General features: G+C 51.1%; 17 protein-coding genes. 9 read left to right on the plus strand and 8 right to left on the minus strand.

The window, feature by feature from the left end:
- Positions 1–57: 57 nt before the first annotated feature.
- The 3 genes from ACEN2G_RS11160 to ACEN2G_RS11170 form a co-directional block, all read right to left on the minus strand.
- Positions 58–393 (minus strand): 4a-hydroxytetrahydrobiopterin dehydratase, encoded by a 336-nt coding sequence (locus ACEN2G_RS11160; protein WP_442021563.1) that lies wholly within the window; start codon positions 391–393, stop codon positions 58–60.
- A gap of 479 nt (positions 394–872) precedes the next feature.
- Positions 873–2,069, minus strand: a complete 1,197-nt coding sequence (gene pncB / locus ACEN2G_RS11165) for a nicotinate phosphoribosyltransferase (protein ID WP_442021564.1) — start codon at positions 2,067–2,069, stop codon at positions 873–875.
- Positions 2,069–2,722, minus strand: coding sequence for an isochorismatase family protein (locus ACEN2G_RS11170; RefSeq protein WP_442021565.1), 654 nt, complete (start codon positions 2,720–2,722; stop codon positions 2,069–2,071). The genes pncB and ACEN2G_RS11170 overlap by 1 nt, the downstream gene beginning before the upstream one ends.
- Positions 2,723–3,047: 325 nt before the next feature.
- Between ACEN2G_RS11170 and ACEN2G_RS11175 the strand changes: the two genes are divergently transcribed.
- Positions 3,048–3,389 (plus strand): DUF2750 domain-containing protein, encoded by a 342-nt coding sequence (locus tag ACEN2G_RS11175; protein ID WP_442021566.1) that lies wholly within the window; start codon positions 3,048–3,050, stop codon positions 3,387–3,389.
- 593 nt (positions 3,390–3,982) lie between these two features.
- Here ACEN2G_RS11175 and ACEN2G_RS11180 read toward each other — a convergent pair.
- Together ACEN2G_RS11180 and ACEN2G_RS11185 are read right to left on the minus strand one after the other, a co-directional pair.
- Positions 3,983–4,339 (minus strand): hypothetical protein, encoded by a 357-nt coding sequence (locus tag ACEN2G_RS11180; RefSeq protein WP_442021567.1) that lies wholly within the window; start codon positions 4,337–4,339, stop codon positions 3,983–3,985.
- 44 nt (positions 4,340–4,383) lie between these two features.
- Complete coding sequence (locus ACEN2G_RS11185; RefSeq protein ID WP_442021568.1) at positions 4,384–4,857, minus strand: DeoR family transcriptional regulator; 474 nt, start codon at positions 4,855–4,857, stop codon at positions 4,384–4,386.
- Positions 4,858–5,057: 200 nt separating this feature from the next.
- On the opposite strand from ACEN2G_RS11185, the gene ACEN2G_RS11190 reads away from it, so the two are divergent.
- The 8 genes from ACEN2G_RS11190 (at position 5,058) to ACEN2G_RS11225 (ending at position 13,072) form a co-directional block, all read left to right on the plus strand.
- Positions 5,058–5,648: an anthranilate synthase component II gene (locus ACEN2G_RS11190; protein ID WP_442021569.1), complete on the plus strand. Its 591-nt coding sequence runs from the start codon at positions 5,058–5,060 to the stop codon at positions 5,646–5,648.
- Positions 5,649–6,030: 382 nt separating this feature from the next.
- Positions 6,031–7,245 (plus strand): aspartate aminotransferase family protein, encoded by a 1,215-nt coding sequence (locus ACEN2G_RS11195; RefSeq protein WP_442021570.1) that lies wholly within the window; start codon positions 6,031–6,033, stop codon positions 7,243–7,245.
- A gap of 153 nt (positions 7,246–7,398) precedes the next feature.
- On the plus strand, positions 7,399–8,433 hold the full coding sequence (gene astA, locus ACEN2G_RS11200) for an arginine N-succinyltransferase (protein ID WP_442021571.1): 1,035 nt from the start codon (positions 7,399–7,401) through the stop codon (positions 8,431–8,433).
- Between the two features lie 286 nt (positions 8,434–8,719).
- Complete coding sequence (gene astD / locus ACEN2G_RS11205) at positions 8,720–10,207, plus strand: succinylglutamate-semialdehyde dehydrogenase (RefSeq protein ID WP_442021572.1); 1,488 nt, start codon at positions 8,720–8,722, stop codon at positions 10,205–10,207.
- A 268-nt stretch (positions 10,208–10,475) separates the two neighbouring features.
- Positions 10,476–11,348 (plus strand): NAD(P)-dependent oxidoreductase, encoded by an 873-nt coding sequence (locus ACEN2G_RS11210; RefSeq protein WP_442021573.1) that lies wholly within the window; start codon positions 10,476–10,478, stop codon positions 11,346–11,348.
- Between the two features lie 479 nt (positions 11,349–11,827).
- Positions 11,828–12,100 (plus strand): nucleoid-associated protein HU-alpha, encoded by a 273-nt coding sequence (hupA, locus tag ACEN2G_RS11215; RefSeq protein WP_086965131.1) that lies wholly within the window; start codon positions 11,828–11,830, stop codon positions 12,098–12,100.
- A 126-nt stretch (positions 12,101–12,226) separates the two neighbouring features.
- Entirely contained in the window at positions 12,227–12,655 is a 429-nt protein-coding gene (locus ACEN2G_RS11220) for a hypothetical protein (protein WP_442021574.1), read from the plus strand.
- A gap of 60 nt (positions 12,656–12,715) precedes the next feature.
- Positions 12,716–13,072 carry a sirohydrochlorin chelatase gene (locus ACEN2G_RS11225; protein WP_442021575.1) on the plus strand — a complete coding sequence of 119 codons (357 nt, stop codon included), beginning with the start codon at positions 12,716–12,718 and terminating at the stop codon, positions 13,070–13,072.
- Between the two features lie 182 nt (positions 13,073–13,254).
- Here ACEN2G_RS11225 and ACEN2G_RS11230 read toward each other — a convergent pair whose 3' ends face one another.
- From ACEN2G_RS11230 to purH, 3 genes are all read right to left on the minus strand, one after another.
- On the minus strand, positions 13,255–13,638 hold the full coding sequence (locus ACEN2G_RS11230) for a COG4315 family predicted lipoprotein (RefSeq protein WP_442021576.1): 384 nt from the start codon (positions 13,636–13,638) through the stop codon (positions 13,255–13,257).
- A 270-nt stretch (positions 13,639–13,908) separates the two neighbouring features.
- Positions 13,909–15,195, minus strand: a complete 1,287-nt coding sequence (gene purD / locus ACEN2G_RS11235) for a phosphoribosylamine--glycine ligase (protein WP_442021577.1) — start codon at positions 15,193–15,195, stop codon at positions 13,909–13,911.
- A gap of 237 nt (positions 15,196–15,432) precedes the next feature.
- A complete protein-coding gene (gene purH / locus ACEN2G_RS11240) occupies positions 15,433–17,016 on the minus strand; it encodes a bifunctional phosphoribosylaminoimidazolecarboxamide formyltransferase/IMP cyclohydrolase (RefSeq protein ID WP_442021578.1) in 1,584 nt (527 codons plus the stop codon).
- Positions 17,017–17,041 lie beyond the last annotated feature (25 nt).

The raw sequence follows: 17,041 nt of genomic DNA on the forward strand, positions 1-17,041 counted from the left end.
AGCAGCTGGCCATTTTTTTGCAGATTCCCCCTCACTTTTCACGCCTTACATTCACGTTTACAGCAATAAATCCGTGCGGGCGGCCATGATGAAGTCATTTTTATGCAAGCCCTTAATGGCATGGGTCCACCAAGTAACGGTCACTTTGCCCCATTCCAAGGTAATGGCCGGGTGATGAAATTCACTCTCCGCCAATTCGGCTACCTTATTGCTAAACGCCCACGCCTGTTTAAAGTTTTTAAAATGAAAAATGCGTTCTAATTGCAGCTCGCCTTCGCGAGATAGGCACGCCCAGTCGGGTAGGGACGGCATAAGTTCTACTAATTGCTCTTCTGTCACCTGTAGTGCATCAGGTTTACAGGCCGTGCAGCTTTGTTGGGCAAGGTCAGTCATATTGGCTCCTTGGAGAGTAGGGATAAATGGTAGCGGTTTACATATAGCACGGATGTAGGCGCTGCTTTAGCTGCGCAATCCGGCAACGCCGGAACTTATGCACAAATATTTACCTGATGACCCATAATGATCAGCCACACCTCAATAATTTATCATTAATAAATTCAATCAGTTATATAGTGGCGCACGTCTATTCTCTTGTAGGAGCCAATTTATTCGGCTCGGTTTTATGTTTTGGTTTAAATCTAAACCTCAGTAACAGCCAGCAAAGCTGGCCAGCCGAATGAATTGGCTGCTACAAAACCTAGGCCTAACCTTGGAGCCAGACCGGCAGCTACAAAAGGGCGAACCGAAACAGGGCGCATAATGGCTGAGGTTCATAAGTAATCACAAATATTTAAGTGCCGCTCTGCGCCACCAGCCAGCTAAAGCAGGCTTCTACAAAATAAATCTGGCACCGCCGGTTGTGATGCTCCACTTTATTGCACCACGACATCAAACACCTGCGCCAAATAAGCCATGTAGCCTTCATCATCGCTCATGGCTTTGCCGGGGCTGTCGGATAATTTAGCCACAGCTTGACCATTACAGCTGGTCATTTTTAGCACTATATTGATTGGCGTTTGGCTCATGATGTCGTTAGTTAAATGGGTGCCAATACCAAAGGCTGGCTTGCACTGCTCGCGAAAGCGCACATGTAAATCCAATGCGCTGTGCATGGTTAAGCCATCACTGTAGACGAAGGTTTTACTGCGCGGGTCTATGTTTAATTTTCGATAGTGAGCCAGGGCTTTCTCGGTCCATTCCACCGGATCCCCAGAGTCTTGGCGTAGGCCGTCAAATAGCTTGGCAAAGTAGAGATCAAAGTCGCGCAAAAAGGCATCCATGCCCACCACATCGGTGAGCGCTATGCCGAGTTGGCCGCGATACTCGTGCACCCAAGCTTCGAGTGCCATTTTTTGGCTGTCGATAAGCCTTGGGCCCAGCGCTTGAAACGCCTGCATAAATTCATGAGCCAGAGTGCCAACCGGTTTTAAGTTAAGGCGCCGCGCTAAGTCCAGATTACTGGTGCCAGAAAACTGCTCCGGCAATTGCTTGGCTAATTCCTCCACCACTTCTTGCTGCCAAGCCCTAGAATAACGGCGGCGGGTGCCAAAGTCGGAAAAGCGAAAGTCTTCATATTCAGGCTCGCTTTTGACCAGTTCAATCTTGTCTTGCAAGCGCGCCCGCGCGCCGATCAAATCTGGGTTGGGATTATATCGGCGGCAATACACTTCGCTGATGATCGCTAACAAGGGCACTTCAAATAAAATGGTGTGCAGCCAAGGGCCGTGGATTTTTAATCGCAGCTCGCCCTCTTGGCAACTAACGTGCACGAAACGCTGGTCGAGCCGAAACAGGCGCAAGAAGTGTATAAAATCGGGCTTGATATAGTCGAGCTGGCCCAAGTAGGCCAATTCATCTTCTGATAAACGCAACTGACACAAATGAGCAATTTCCGCCTCTATGTCTGCAATACAGTCGCTAAAATCCAGCTGCTTATTGCGGCTGCGAAAATGATATTCCACCTCGGCGGCGGGATGTTGATGCAGCACGGTTTGCATCATAGTGAACTTATATAAGTCCGTATCGAGCAAGGACTGGATCACATAATCGTGAGTATTAGTGTCAGTCATTAATGTGCTTCCTTTGTTTGTTGCAACTCTGCAGCATTGGCTATTAAGTGTGCGCCCGCTTGTTGCAGTTCTTGCAGTGCGTGAGCCGTTGACTCTTCGGCTACGCCTCGGGTGGCAGCAAGATTAATGATGACCTTAAAGCCCGATCTTAGTAACTGTAATGCGGTGTGGCGCACGCAATAGTCGGTTGCTAAGCCGCCAATTAATACGGTAGTGACGTGCTTAGCCTGCAAATATTCGATAATGCCGGTGCTTTGGCGTTCGGCTAAGTCGTGGTAACAGGCGCCGTACGGATGCATATCTGGCTCCACTCCTTTCCATACAAAAAAGTCATAGTCCGCCGGATGGGGCAACTCGGTTAACAGCTCAAAGCCTTTAGTGCCGGGCACCGCATGTATGGGCCAGCGAATGTCCATATTGGTGCCTGAGACTTTGCTAAAAGGTGGCGCCTGCGGGCTGCTGACCCAGAGCGCGTGGGGCGAGTGGGCATCTTTGGAGCCTAAACGATATGCAGCAAACTGGGCTTGGGCGTTAAGCTCAGGCCCTATGGTATCGCCGCCCATCACTGGGAGTTCATTGGAGCACACAGGCGTAAAAGTATATTGCGCATCTACATCGACACTGGCGACGGCTTCTTTAGCAGGCAGTTGCATTCCCTATCTCCTATGATTGCTAGCTATATTTTAGGCTATGATTGAAAGTTGAAAAACGCAGGCCAGAACTTAAAACCAAAGTTTAAAGCCAAGGTTGAAAGCCAAAGTTGAGAATCAATGTTGAAAGCAAAAGCTTAAAGCCAAGGTTTATAGCGCGACTAACGCTATGTTGAAACCAGAGTGTTAGTCCGTCGGTTAGCCCAACGCTGAGCCGAGTTTACTATTGTTTTGATTGAGTCTAGGGAGGATTTGGTTCAATATCGCCCCATCTGGGGTATCTTCCCCGTTATCAGCTTTCCCCGTTATCAGCCAAAAGGTGAACAACATGAGCGATATCCACCAGCAAAATTATCAGCGTTTTCTCGACGAAGTCACCGCTAACAATGTGATGTGGGGCGTGCGCTTCGGCGAAGAGTGGGTCGTTTGTGACTCGTCTGAGTTTGAAGATACCGAAGTGATGCCAGTTTGGTCTACCGAAAGTGCAGCTCAAGCACAGTGTATCGACGAATGGGCGGAATATGTACCTTTCGAAATCACGCTGGCTGAATTTTTAGAAGTGTGGGTAGAAGACATGTCTGAAGACGGCGTGCGTATCGGTCCTAACTGGGACGAAGAGTTAGACGGCGTTGAATTAGATGTGTTGGAGCTGGTAAAAGCCTTGGCTTAATCGCTCTCGCTTTTGAAAAACGGCCTGTGTGAGCAATCGCACAGGCCGTTTTTGTTGGTGTTAGTCGGAGCAACATAAAACCACCTAATTACCCACAAAGTTCAGCCATGTTTCAGTAACTTTAGTGTCAATAGATTTAATGGGTTACAACGTAGGTGGCCGTCTCTTCGGCGAAGAGGACTTCGCCACGGTTTTATGTTTTCCTGATTACCCACAAAGCTCAGCCATATATCAGTGAGTTCAGTATCAATAAATTCAATAGGTTACAGGGATGTGCCGCCTCTTCGGTAAAGAATATGAGGCTCAGTTTGGTGTTTTGACCTTGTAGGGGCCAATTTATTCGGCCCGGTTTGGTGTTTTGGTCTAAATCTAAACCTCAGTAACAGCCAGCAAAGCTGGCCAGCCGAAGTCCTCTTTATTAAAGAGACGGGCTGCTACAAGTGCTAGACCCTTGGCCTTGGAGCCAAACGGGCAGTGAGAAAAAACAAACCAAAACAACGCGCATCATGGCTGAAGTTCATACGTAATCAGGAAAGCTTTTCCCTAAATCGGGCAACAGCCGCAAGCTGGCGCGAAGCGAGCCTTTTAAGCCATTAGACAAGCGTGCCAAACGCGACAACTCTTGTATCGAATCTGCATGCTGCAACGCATCGAACGCGCCTTTGCTCCTGCCAATGGACGGCCAACACCACGCCTTGCTCATCGGCTAAGGTGAGCAGGGAGCGAGCCAGTTCGATATCTTGCTCAGCTAATGCTTGCGCAAGGTGGTGCTCATAATCATCCGCCGACAGCTTGGCTAAGCGAAAGTGAGTCAGCTGTGATGAGTCTTTAAACAGCAAAATATTGGCCGCGTCCCAGCCGCGCGGTATGACGGTGCTGGCCGTAGATACCATGCCGACCAGCATGGCGAGAAAAATGAGCCGCTGCAGTGCGCGTAAAAAACGTCTCATTAGTGAGTTGCTCGTCTGAGCGACAGTCTGCGCTGTTGCATATGTTATTCGCTGTGCTTGAGGAGTGATGCCTCGCGGCTGGCGGCTAAATAGGTGTCACCCAAGGCGGCGAGATATTGCAAGCTGGCTTCGGTCGAGTCAGACAAATTTGTGGCCGCTTTAGCGGTAACACTGAGCATACCTTGCTCGTCGCGCACCACTAGCCCCAGTGTTTCTAGTTTTTGAATTTTACGGCGCACGGTTTCGCGGGCGATGCCGCTGCATTCGGCCACCGACTGAATATTGATCGCCTGCACTTGCACCACGTCTTTGTCGTTGGCCATAAATTCTTGGTAAGTCATGGCGGTGCTTTGGCGAGCGGGCAGGGTGCGCGAGCCAATAATGGCCAAGATCAGCATTAGATCCAAATCACCAAAAAACTGTTTGCGTAATACGATTAGCAGCTCACACAGCTCCTCCACATGAGCGGGATAAATATGACCAAAATGGGTAGTGACTTGCTGGTAATTAAAAGGCATGAGTGGGTTTGTATCCATAACAATGAGGCGGCGCCCATTTTGGGTGTGCAAGGAGTAGAGTGCAAGTTATGCAGGAGAAATAGCCCAGCGCTGTGCTTTATGTGGGTTGTGCTTTAGTTGCGAGCGCATGGGCAGTATTATGGCAAGCTCTCAGGTGGGCAAACTCAGGCTTTGAACTTTATTAAACGGAAACTGCACTCATGTTGCTGATGATAGATAACTATGACTCTTTCACTTATAACCTAGTGCAGTATTTTGGTGAGCTGGGCCAAGCGGTTGTGGTGCGGCGCAATGACGACATTACCTTGGCCGAGATAGCCCAGTTGCAGCCCACGGGCTTGGTGATTTCTCCTGGGCCTTGTACGCCAAACGAGGCTGGCATTTCACTGGCGGCTATTAAAGAGTTTGCCGGTTTGCTGCCGATCTTGGGCGTGTGTTTAGGTCATCAGGCCATAGCGCAGGCCTTTGGCGGCAAAGTGGTGCGGGCGCGGCAAGTGATGCACGGCAAAACATCCCGCATTTGCCACACTCATCAAGGCCTGTTTGACGGCTTGCCGAGTCCGCTTACCGTTACCCGTTATCACTCATTAATTGTGGAAGCCGCCAGTTTACCAAACTGTTTTAGCGTCACCGCGTGGAGCGAAACGGCAGGCGGCGCGCGCGATGAAATCATGGGTATGCAGCACAATAGTTTACCTATTCACAGCGTGCAGTTTCATCCTGAAAGCATCATGACCGAGTGTGGCCACCAGCTATTGGGCAATTTTTTGCGCTTGCTGGCGCACTCATAGCCGGGCTCATAGTTAAACTCATAGTTAAACTCATAGTTGTACTCTCAGCCGCACTCTCAGTCGAACTCTCAGCCGCACTCAGCGCTGGGCTAATCAGCAACGCATTGAGCTGCTGATGGCGGCGGATAATATTTTCTTCGTAAATGGTCTTTTATTACTGCACTCGCGGCTAATTTTATGCAGTATATAACGACGCCAAAGCCTTTATTTGGGTTTTTGTGTGATAATTTATGCAATATTTTTGATTAATTTTTCTGGTTGGCAACGCCGCCAGCCTAGGGTAATTTATCGAGCGGGCTCACAGGTTGTTGGTCATAATATCTGTATATTCACCTATATTTAACATTTACCGCTAAAGAGTGGCGGTATTCAAGGAGTAAGCATGTCTGATATGGCAGTCACCCGCGAATTGTTCGACCAAGTTATGGTGCCTAACTACGCTCCGGCCAAAATGATCCCGGTGCGTGGTTTGGGTGCGCGCGTGTGGGACCAAGACAGTCGAGAGTATATCGACTTCGCCGGTGGTATTGCGGTCAGCTGCTTAGGCCACTGCCACCCGGCTTTAGTAGGCGCGCTTCGTGAGCAAAGTGAAAAGTTATGGCATGTGAGCAACGTGCTGACCAACGAGCCGGCGCTGCGTTTAGCCAGCAAGATGGTGGCCGCGACCTTTGCCGAGAGAGCTTACTTTTGTAACTCAGGCGCCGAAGCGAACGAGGCGGCATTTAAGCTGGCCCGTCGGTACGCGCTTGAGCATTTTGGTGAGCAAAAATCACAGATCATTGCCTTTAACCAAGGCTTTCACGGCCGTACCTTCTTTACCGTAACCGTGGGTGGCCAAGCTGCCTATTCCGACGGTTTTGGTCCTAAGCCGGCCGACATCGACCACGTGAATTACAACGACATAGAGGCACTAAAAGCCATTATGTCTAACAACACCTGTGCCGTAGTGATGGAGCCGCTGCAAGGCGAGGGCGGCATTATCAGCCCAGATCTTGAGTACGTGAAAGCCGTACGCGAGCTGTGTGATCAACACAATGCGCTGTTGATTTTCGATGAAGTGCAAACGGGTGTGGGCCGTACCGGCGCGCTTTATGCCTATATGGACTTAGGCGTCACGCCGGATATCTTAACCAGCGCGAAATCCTTGGGTGGCGGTTTCCCCATTGGTGCCATGTTAACCACTAGCGCCATTGCGGCCTCGTTTAAACCCGGCACACACGGCTCCACCTATGGTGGAAATCCGCTGGCTTGTGCCGTGGCAGAAGCCGCTTTCGATACGGTAAATACCAACTCAGTATTAGCCGGTGTGAAAGAGCGCGAAACTTGGTATCGCCAAGGCTTGAACGCCATTAATGAGAAATATCATTGCTTTAGTGAAGTGCGCGGCAAGGGTTTATTACTGGGCTGCGTATTGAATGAGCAATATAAAGGCCGCGCTAAAGAGTTTTTAGATGCGGCCATGGCTGAGCAACTCATGGTGCTGATTGCCGGTGCTAACGTAGTGCGTTTTGCGCCATCATTAGTGATAAGCCATGAAGACGTGCTTGAGGGCTTGGCTCGCTTCGAGCGCGCCGTGGCCAAGGTCGTGCAAGCTTAAAGTTCAGTGGCTAGTGATCAGGGACTAGGGATAATCTTCTAGCTTCTAGCTTCTAGCTTCTAGCTTCTAGCTTCTAGCTTCTAGCTTTCGGCTTTAATACCAAAGCGAGGCATTCGCCTCGCTTTATCAACCAGCACCAATAAGGAGTCTGTCATGCTAGTGATACGTCCTATCGAGCAGAGAGACTTTCCTACCTTAAAGCAGTTCTCCATTGATTCTGGCCATGGCTTTACGTCTTTGCCGGTCAACGACGCCTTATTACAACAAAAGATTGACGACTCCAATGCAGCCTTTGCTAACCGGGGTACCGCCAAGAGCGAAAACTTATACTTTTTTGTTGCTGAAGATGGCGATAGTGGCGAGGTGCTCGGCACCTGTGCCCTTAATGCCGCCGTGGGGCTATCTTCTCCCTTCTATACCTACCTGCTCGGCAAACAAGTACACAGCTCACCCCAGCTGGGTATTTATAACGTGGTTGAAACCCTGACTCTGACCAACGATTACACGGGGGGCAGTGAATTGTGCTCGCTCTTCTTGCGTGAGTCCGCACGTCACGGCTTAAACGGCCGTTTGCTGTCGAAGAGCCGCTTTTTATTCTTGGCCGAGTTTCCTGAGTTATTCGATAATCGGGTGTTGGCAGAGATGCGCGGCGTGTCTGACGAACAAGGCCACAGTCCATTTTGGAGCTGGCTGCAAGAGCACTTTTTTAGCATGGATTTCCCCACCGTCGACTATCTGACCGGCATCGGCCAAAAAGGCTTTATTGCCGAGCTAATGCCCAAGTTTCCTATTTATGTAAACTTGCTGTCTAAGGCTGCTAAGTCGGTGATTGGCGTTACCCATAACAACACCAAACCCGCGCTGCGCTTTTTAGAATCAGAGGGCTTCACTTGGCGCGGTTATGTGGATATTTTTGATGGCGGCCCTACCGTAGAATGTGAGCTGTCACAGATTCATTCGGTACGTAATAGCCGACAATGCCGCATCAAGATGGGTGAGCCTCGCTCAGGTCGATCTTATCTGATCAGCAACGGCCAGTTTGCTGGCTTTCGCGCCTTAATTGCCGAGGCGGATTTGGCAAGCACCTCGCTCGATGAAGCTGACTTACCAGAGGTGACGCTAAGTGCAGACGCCGCCCGTTTGCTGATGGTGAGTGAGGGCGATACGCTCAGGTTAGTTGAGATATAGGCTCTGAGGGCTGCGCCCAGCAGCAAGGACCAAGCTAAAAATAAAAACTAGAGCTAAAAATTTTTGCCACGGGAGAACACCCTCTTTGTTTACGAGAGTCACGGACGCAGTTAACGTGCGACAAGTGAACAGAGCTTTTTGGGGGAGAAGACCTTAACCATTAAATATCTGATCAGTGGTTGTCAGATTTGCTCCCTCTTTTTCTGTGTTCTTCTGTGGATTCCGTGGCAAAAATAGCCCTAGTCTTTAAAATCTTTAAGCCCTTTTTTATAAGAGGAGATATTGAATGGTAGATACAGAAGATCCAGCAATAGCAGTTCAATATATCAATGGCCACTGGCTGCCCGGCGAGGGTGAAGCATTTAGCTCTGTGGATCCGGCTAAAGACGTCGAGGTCTGGCAAGGGGCAGCGGCCAGTTTGAGTCAGGTAAATGCGGCTGTAGCGGCGGCGCGTGCGGCCAGCCCCGATTGGGCGAGCCTAGCCGTAAGCGAACGGCTTACTATTATTAAGCGCTTTGCCGAATTAGTGGTGAAACACAAAGACTATTTAGCCCAGCTTATTGCTCAAGAAACCGGTAAGCCGCTATGGGAAAGCGCCACAGAGGCGGCGGCCATGGCGGGCAAAATTGCCTTGTCTGAAAAAGCCTATTTTGAGCGCACCGGTATGACTGAAACGCCGATGGCCGGCGGTAAAGCCGTGCTGCGCCATAAACCCCATGGTGTGGTGGCGGTGTTTGGCCCTTATAACTTTCCGGGGCACTTGCCCAATGGCCACATAGTGCCCGCTTTAATCGCCGGCAATACGGTAGTGTTTAAACCCTCGGAGCTCACGCCTAAGGTGGCCGAAGAGACGGTAAAGCTCTGGGCGCAGGCGGGCTTGCCTGCGGGTGTACTCAATCTAGTGCAAGGCGAGGTGCATACGGGGAAGGCTTTGGCAGCCCATGCAGATATCGATGGCTTATTTTTTACCGGCTCCTCAAATACCGGCCAGCTATTACATCGCCAGTGGGCAGAGCAGACGAGCAAAATATTAGCACTAGAAATGGGTGGCAATAATCCGCTGGTGGTGGGTGAGGTGGCCAACATAGACGCCGCCGTGCACACCATAGTGCAGTCTACTTTTATTAGTGCCGGCCAGCGTTGTACTTGTGCACGCCGCTTATTATTACCTAAAGGCGAAGCAGGCGATGCTATTTTGGCGCGCCTTATTACCGTGACCAAGGCCATCAAAGTCGGTGTGTATGATGACGAGCCGCAGCCCTTTATGGGCGCCTTAGTGTCGGTGCACGCGGCCAAGGCCATGATAGCTGCCCAAGCTAACCTGTTAGCATTGGGTGGCCATTCATTATTGATGCTGAAATCACTGCAAGCCAATACCGGGCTTGTCTCGCCGGGTATTATTGAGGTCAGTCATATCAGCGACTTGCCAGATGAAGAGTACTTTGGCCCGCTGTTGCAGGTTAGCCGCTATGAGGATCTGGCCCACGCCGTTGTGCTTGCCAATAACACGCGTTACGGCTTAGCGGCAGGTTTATTGTCAGATGTTCAGCAAGATTGGGATTACTTCTTACGCCATATTCGCGCCGGCATAGTGAACTGGAACAAGCCGATTACCGGTGCCTCCGGTGCCGCACCTTTTGGTGGGGTTGGCGACAGCGGCAACCACAGAGCCAGCGCTTATTATGCCGCCGATTACTGCGCCTATCCGGTCGCGTCCATGGAAGAAACTCAGGTTAGCATGCCTGATACTTTATCGCCGGGCTTACATTTTTAAGCGCTGGAGAACAAAGTACCAAGCTCAAATACAGCGCTTTTTCTGCCACGGACCCCACGGAATGCACGGAAAAATAAAAAATACTACCATAGATAGCAAAACTTAAAGGTTGTGAATTTACAAATCTTAAGTCTCTTGTTGCTTTTGATCTTGGCTGTGCGTTCCGTGTTCTTCCGTGGCAAAATTTTTTAGTTTTGGATCTTAAGTCTTTAAAACTAGGCGCTTAGCGCCGGACGCAGTTATAAATTTCCCTCAAGGAGTTAGCGTAATGAAATTGGCATTTATTGGTTTGGGCGTGATGGGCGGGCCTATGGCGGCGCATTTACAAAAAGCCGGTCATCAAGTGTGTGTCTATAACCGCAGCAGCGACAAAGCGGTGACGTGGGCCGAGGCTCACGGCGGTACTCATGCAACTACCCCGGCTCAAGCTGCCAAAGACGCAGACATAGTGATGGTGTGCGTGGGTAACGACGATGACGTACGCTCTGTGGTGTATGGCGAAGAGGGCGTGTTAGCCGGCATGAAGGCGGGCGCGCTGTTAGTGGATCACACCACTACCTCCGCCATTTTGGCCGAAGAGTTGTCTGCTGCCGCCGAAAAGTTAGGTCTGCGCTTTATCGATGCACCTGTCTCCGGTGGCCAATTGGGGGCCGAGAATGGCACCTTAACCATTATGGTGGGTGGGCGCGAAGCGGACGTCGCCGAAGCGGCACCGGTATTGGCCGCCTACGGTAAAAAAGTGACGCGCTTAGGGCCAGTCGGCGCAGGCCAGCGTTGCAAGATGGTGAATCAAATATTTGTGATTGGTGCTGTACAAGGCATTGCCGAAGGCTTGATGATCGCACAAAAAGCGGGCTTAGATATTCCAACCCTGATCGATGTATTAGGTGGCGGTGCGGCGCAAAGCTGGCAGTTACAAAATCGCGCGCAAACCATGAGTGAAGATAAGTTCGACTTTGGCTTTGCCGCGCAGTGGATGCACAAGGATTTAGGCATTTGTTTAGATGAAGCCGAGCAACAGGGCTTAACGTTACCGCTAACCGAGCACGTGCATAAGGTGTACGAAGCGTTGTTAGCCCAAGGTTTTGGCCGCTGTGACTCGACAGTAGTGATTAAAGACTTGGTGGCTAAGGCGAAATAACATCAGCGCCGAGCACCAAGCGCCCGGCGCCGAGCGAAACAAAATACGGCGGTGTCCTTGGTTGTGCGCGTCCCTTTGGCAAAGAGCATCGGCTACGCGCTTTACCTAAAAATAAGTACTGGGCTACAGGTTCAGTGTTTGGGGGGAGATCTGTGCTTGGCGCCGGGCGATCGGCGCTGCTTTAAGCTGTTTTAAGTCGAAAGTTGTCGGGTTTGAATGACCTAGCGCATAAATTTGCTGACTTGCACGCTCTGCCTCTAGTCGCGCCTGTCGGGCTCGGCTATGCTGGCCCCGATGCTAGTCGCAGTGCTTGTTTAACGAGCTAGGGTCGCGTTTGAGTAGAATTATGTGACACTTTTAGCAATATCTGAACAAAACAACGGCACTTGATGTTAGCCCTTGATACAAAGGCTTTGCTTGAGGCCTAAATTTGAATAGAGTGGGCAACCACTTAATGCCAAGTGAGAAAGGATCCCATTATGAATAAGACTCAGCTTGTTGAAGCAATTGCCGCTAAGGCAGATTTGAATAAAGCGCAGGCTAAGGCCGCGTTGGAAGAAGTGCTCAGTGGTATTACCCAAAGCCTGAAAGAAGGCGACCCAGTACAACTGGTGGGTTTCGGTACCTTTAAAGTTAACCACCGCGCTGCACGCACCGGTCGTAACCCACAGACAGGTGCAGAAATTCAGATTGCTGCTGCCAATGTGCCTGCTTTTGTAGCTGGCAAGGCATTGAAAGACGCCATCAAGTAACACCTGCTAAACCCGACTTAGGTCGGGTTTTTTCTTGCTGCATTACCCATTCTCCAGTTACCGCTTGCCCCCTTCAACCTTCACTTGTTATAACTATCCTTGCCTGTTTCCTTTCTGGGAGGCGATATGGAAGCCAATACCGTTCGACAAATGACCACGCCTTGGTCTGGCGCCCGTGGCCTTACTACAGGATTAATGTTGACTGAGCTACATCAGGATGTGTGGACCGGAAAATTACAGTTGTCTATGGGCATGCCCACTCAAGCCGATATGCCGCCCAAAGTGATTTACCAGTTGCAGTTTGATCATGTGTTTGGCTATCGGATGCTGGAAGGCACAGATGTGTTGGATTATATGGACGATGGAGACGAAAGCGGCTCAGACATTCAAATTCATCTGATCACGCCGTCGCGGTTTTTAATCTGGTTTCATCGGCAAAGCCAAGGCTTGCATCTGGATGATGATATTCAACATTACCGCATCGCCAGCTGGGATTATTGTGTGGATGTACTGGCAGGCCAAGTGCCGCTGGTGATTGTTAAACAACCAATTTAAGCTGCCGTGAGCTAGATAAACAGCCATGAGCTAGGCATGTAGCAAAAGGATACAGATAAGATGAAAGGGTTTATTTTGGTGGCACACGGCAGCCGTCGTGAGGCTGCCAATCAAGAAATAGCAGACTTTGCAGCCGGTGTTCGTCACGCCATGACTGGGCGCTTTGAACTGATGGGCCATGCCTTTTGGGAGCTGGCCGAGCCGTCTCTCGAGCAGGCCATAGACCACCAAGTGGCGGCGGGTGCCACCGAGATAAAACTGTTCCCTTATTTTTTAGCCCAAGGCCGGCACGTAGTGGACGACTTACCCTCGGTATTGCACCAAAAGCGCGAGCAATATCCTGAGTTAACCTTGACCTTATTACCGCACCTAGGCGCTATGCCGGGCTTTGCCGATTGGATAGCTGAGCAGTTGTAAGCGTTGCTGGTTTTTCGCAGTAAGCGCACAGTAAAAGAGCCCAGCTAGGGCTCTTTTTTCTTTCCTGTGCACTGGGATGAATCGGTGCATGGGATGGCGCGTAGCGCCATTTCGCGGCTAAAGCGCGCGACTACCGCTCGGCGCTTGGTACTGTATGTTTGCCTCACCCCTCACCCCTCACCCTAAGGCTTAGCTAGGTGCCATACATCAAATTTGCCATCACCAAATACATCACCCTTGGCTTTGTCATCTTTCCATAAATACAAAGGCTGCTCTTTGTAGCTCCACTGCAAGCTGCCATCGGCGCGCTTGATAATGCCATAGTCGCCTTCGGCTTTATCGTCTTTGCTTGCCGCCAGCGGTGGCCAGTTTACTGCGCACTGATCATTACAATTGCTAACGCCTGCAGCGTCCTTCTCAAACACATACAAGCTCATGCCTGCCTCATTGGTGAGGATAGCGCCCTCTGTGCTATCTGCGGTTTGTATGGGGGCCGCCAGCAAGGGCAAGCTGACCGCTAGCGCTAATCCCAGTAGCCCTTTTTTGAACACTTTTTTACGAAACATAGGATACTCCTGTTGGCAAAAATAAAACCAATGCAAAGCTCGCCTTGCAGACTTGCATTAGCTTCAAGGATAGGCGAGGAATAGGGCTTGGGAGCACTGTGTGGCGTAAAAATTACCCGCTATGCTGGCCGGCGAATAAATTGCCGATTACAAGTGATAAAAAAGCCGCCATCAATGATGGCGGCTTATGCTTTCTCTAGCTTCTAGCTTCTAGCTTCTAGCTTCTAGCTTCTAGCTTCTAGCTTCTAGCTTCTAGCTTCTAGCTTCTAGCTATTTGTTTTCCCGCGCTATGGCGCGATAGGCGATGTCGTGACGATAAAACATGCCTTGCCATTTGATCTGCTCAGCCACCGCATAGGCATTGGCTTGCGCCTCGGTTACCGTGTTGCCCAGAGCGGTGGCGCATAATACGCGCCCGCCTGAGGTCACTAGCACGCCGTCTTTAAGGGTGCTGCCGGCGTGGAATGTTTTGCTGATCGGTGTTGCTGCCGGAATATCGGTGATGGCATCAAATTTGCGATAATCATCGGCCGGATAACCACCCGCCGCCAATACCACACCCACGGCGGCGCGTGGGTCAAATTCGGCGGTGACTGTGTTCAGCTTGCCGTTACAACCGGCTAAGCACAGTTCAACCAAGTCAGACTGCAAGCGCATTAAAATGGGCTGGGTTTCTGGGTCACCAAAACGACAGTTAAACTCAATCACCTTTGGCTGGCCGGCTTTATCTATCATCAGGCCTGCGTATAAGAAGCCGGTGTAGACATTACCTTCAGCTGCCATGCCACGCACGGTCGGCATGATCACCTGACTCATGATGCGATCATGTATTTCCGGCGTCACTACCGGTGCTGGGCTATAGGCGCCCATGCCGCCGGTGTTGGGGCCGGTATCGCCGTCGCCAACGCGCTTGTGATCTTGGCTGGTGGCCATGGCCAACACATTTTCACCGTCGACCATGACGATGAAAGACGCTTCTTCGCCATCCAAGAATTCTTCAATCACCACACGGCTGCCGGCATCGCCAAAGGCATTGCCAGACAACATGTCGCGTACGGCGTTTTCAGCCTCTGCCAAGGTCATGGCCACGATCACGCCTTTACCGGCTGCCAGACCGTCGGCTTTCACCACGATAGGGGCGCCTTTCTCGCGTAAATACGCGAGAGCAGGTTCAACTTCCGTGAAGTTCTGGTAATCGGCGCTCGGGATGTTTTGGCGGGCTAAAAAGTCTTTGGTGAACGCTTTAGAACCTTCTAACTGAGCGGCGGCGGCAGTCGGGCCAAAGATAGCCAAGTTGTCGGCGCTAAAGGCGTCAACCACACCGGCCACTAATGGCGCTTCTGGGCCGACTATGGTCAGACCAATCTGTTCTTGTTTGGCAAAGGCCAACAAGCCTTGCACGTCTGTGGCGCTAATGTCCACGTTGGTCAGGTTAGATTCAAGGGCCGTGCCCGCATTGCCGGGTGCCACGAATACTTGGCTGACTTGAGGCGACTGCGCCGCCTTCCAAGCCAGCGCATGCTCACGACCACCACCACCAATGATTAATACTTTCATCAATTTTGTTCCTCAAAATTAGTAAAGCACTTGATAGCAGCTAGATCTCTGTAACCAATCACCTGCAACAAGCCACTCGGTCGACTATAGAGGGATAGGGCATATCTCTAAACCGACCATCACATAACATGGACGTTATGTGTTTGAGCGTTACAGGGAGGTACTTGAAGCGTGTCGGTGTGAGATACCGCTATCCCGATAACTAACACCTCCAACTAACTCCGATCTAGCTACTGATCAATGGCGAAAGTGGCGCATGCCGGTAAAGACCATGGTCATGCCATGCTCGTCGGCGGCTTGAATGACTTCATCGTCACGCATAGAGCCACCTGGCTGGATCACACAGCTGATACCGGCGGCCGCCGCGGCGTCTATGCCGTCGCGGAACGGGAAGAAAGCATCGGAGGCCATGACCGAGCCTGCAACTTGCAAGCCTTCGTCTTCGGCTTTAATGCCGGCCACTTTAGCGGAATACACACGGCTCATTTGGCCGGCGCCTACACCGATAGTCCGAGCGCCTTTGGCGTAAACGATGGCATTGGATTTCACGTACTTGGCTACTTTCCAGCAGAATAACAAGTCTTGCAACTCGGCGTCGGTCGGCTGGCGTTTGCTGACCACTTTTAGGTCGGCTAAGCCAATATTACCTTGGTCGCGGTCTTGTACTAAGATGCCGCCGTTCACACGCTTGATGTCCAAGGTGTTAGTTTTAGTGGTCCACTGGCCGGACACCAATAAACGCACGTTTTTCTTCTCGGCAACGATAGCTTGCGCCGCATCAGACACGCTAGGCGCGATGATCACTTCCACAAACTGACGATCCACAATCGCTTTCGCGGTGTCGGCATCTAATTCGCGGTTAAAGGCGATGATGCCGCCAAAGGCTGAAGTAGGATCAGTTTGATAAGCGAGATCGTAAGCTTCAAGCAGGTTCTCGCCTAATGCCACACCACAGGGGTTGGCGTGCTTAACAATCACACAAGCTGGGGTATCAAATTCTTTTACGCACTCGAGTGCGGCATCGGTGTCGGCTATGTTATTGAACGACAACTCTTTGCCTTGCAGTTGAGTGGCGGTCGCCACAGACGCTTCATCGATAGTATTTTCTACATAAAAAGCGGCGCTCTGATGGCTGTTTTCGCCGTAGCGCAAGTCTTGCTTCTTAGTAAACTGATAGTTGATGGTGCGCGGGAAGGCTGAGCCTTCGGTCGCATCATGATAGGCCGGCACCATGGTGCCAAAGTAGTTGGCAATCATGCCGTCATACTGCGCCGTGTGCTCAAAGGCGGCGATGGCTAAATCGAAGCGAGTCGCTTGAGTCAGGCTGTTGTTGCCGGCATCCATTTCGCTGAGCAGACGATCGTAATCGCTAGCGTTCACCACTATGGCCACGTCGTTGTGGTTTTTAGCGGCGGCACGCACCATGGTTGGGCCGCCGATATCGATGTTTTCGATGGCATCTTCGAGGCTGCAATCGGCATTAGCAACGGTATTGGCAAACGGATACAGGTTGACCACTACCATGTCGATAGCTGCAATGCCGTGCTCGGCCATAATGGCGTCATCGGTACCACGACGGCCCAAAATGCCACCGTGTACCTTAGGGTGTAAGGTTTTAACACGGCCATCCATCATTTCAGGAAAACCGGTATAATCAGACACTTCGGTGACGGGAATGCCTTGGTCGGCCAGCAAGCGGGCGGTGCCACCGGTAGACAGCAATTCAACGCCGCGAGCGTGTAAACCTTGGGCGAAATTGATGATGCCGTCTTTATCAGACACACTCAGCAGAGCACGGCGAATGGGTCGAGCAGTTTCCATGGGTTCTCGTTCCTTTACGATCGAT

The sequence above is a fragment of the Oceanisphaera sp. W20_SRM_FM3 genome, from assembly GCF_052119705.1.
Classification (GTDB): domain Bacteria; phylum Pseudomonadota; class Gammaproteobacteria; order Enterobacterales; family Aeromonadaceae; genus Oceanimonas.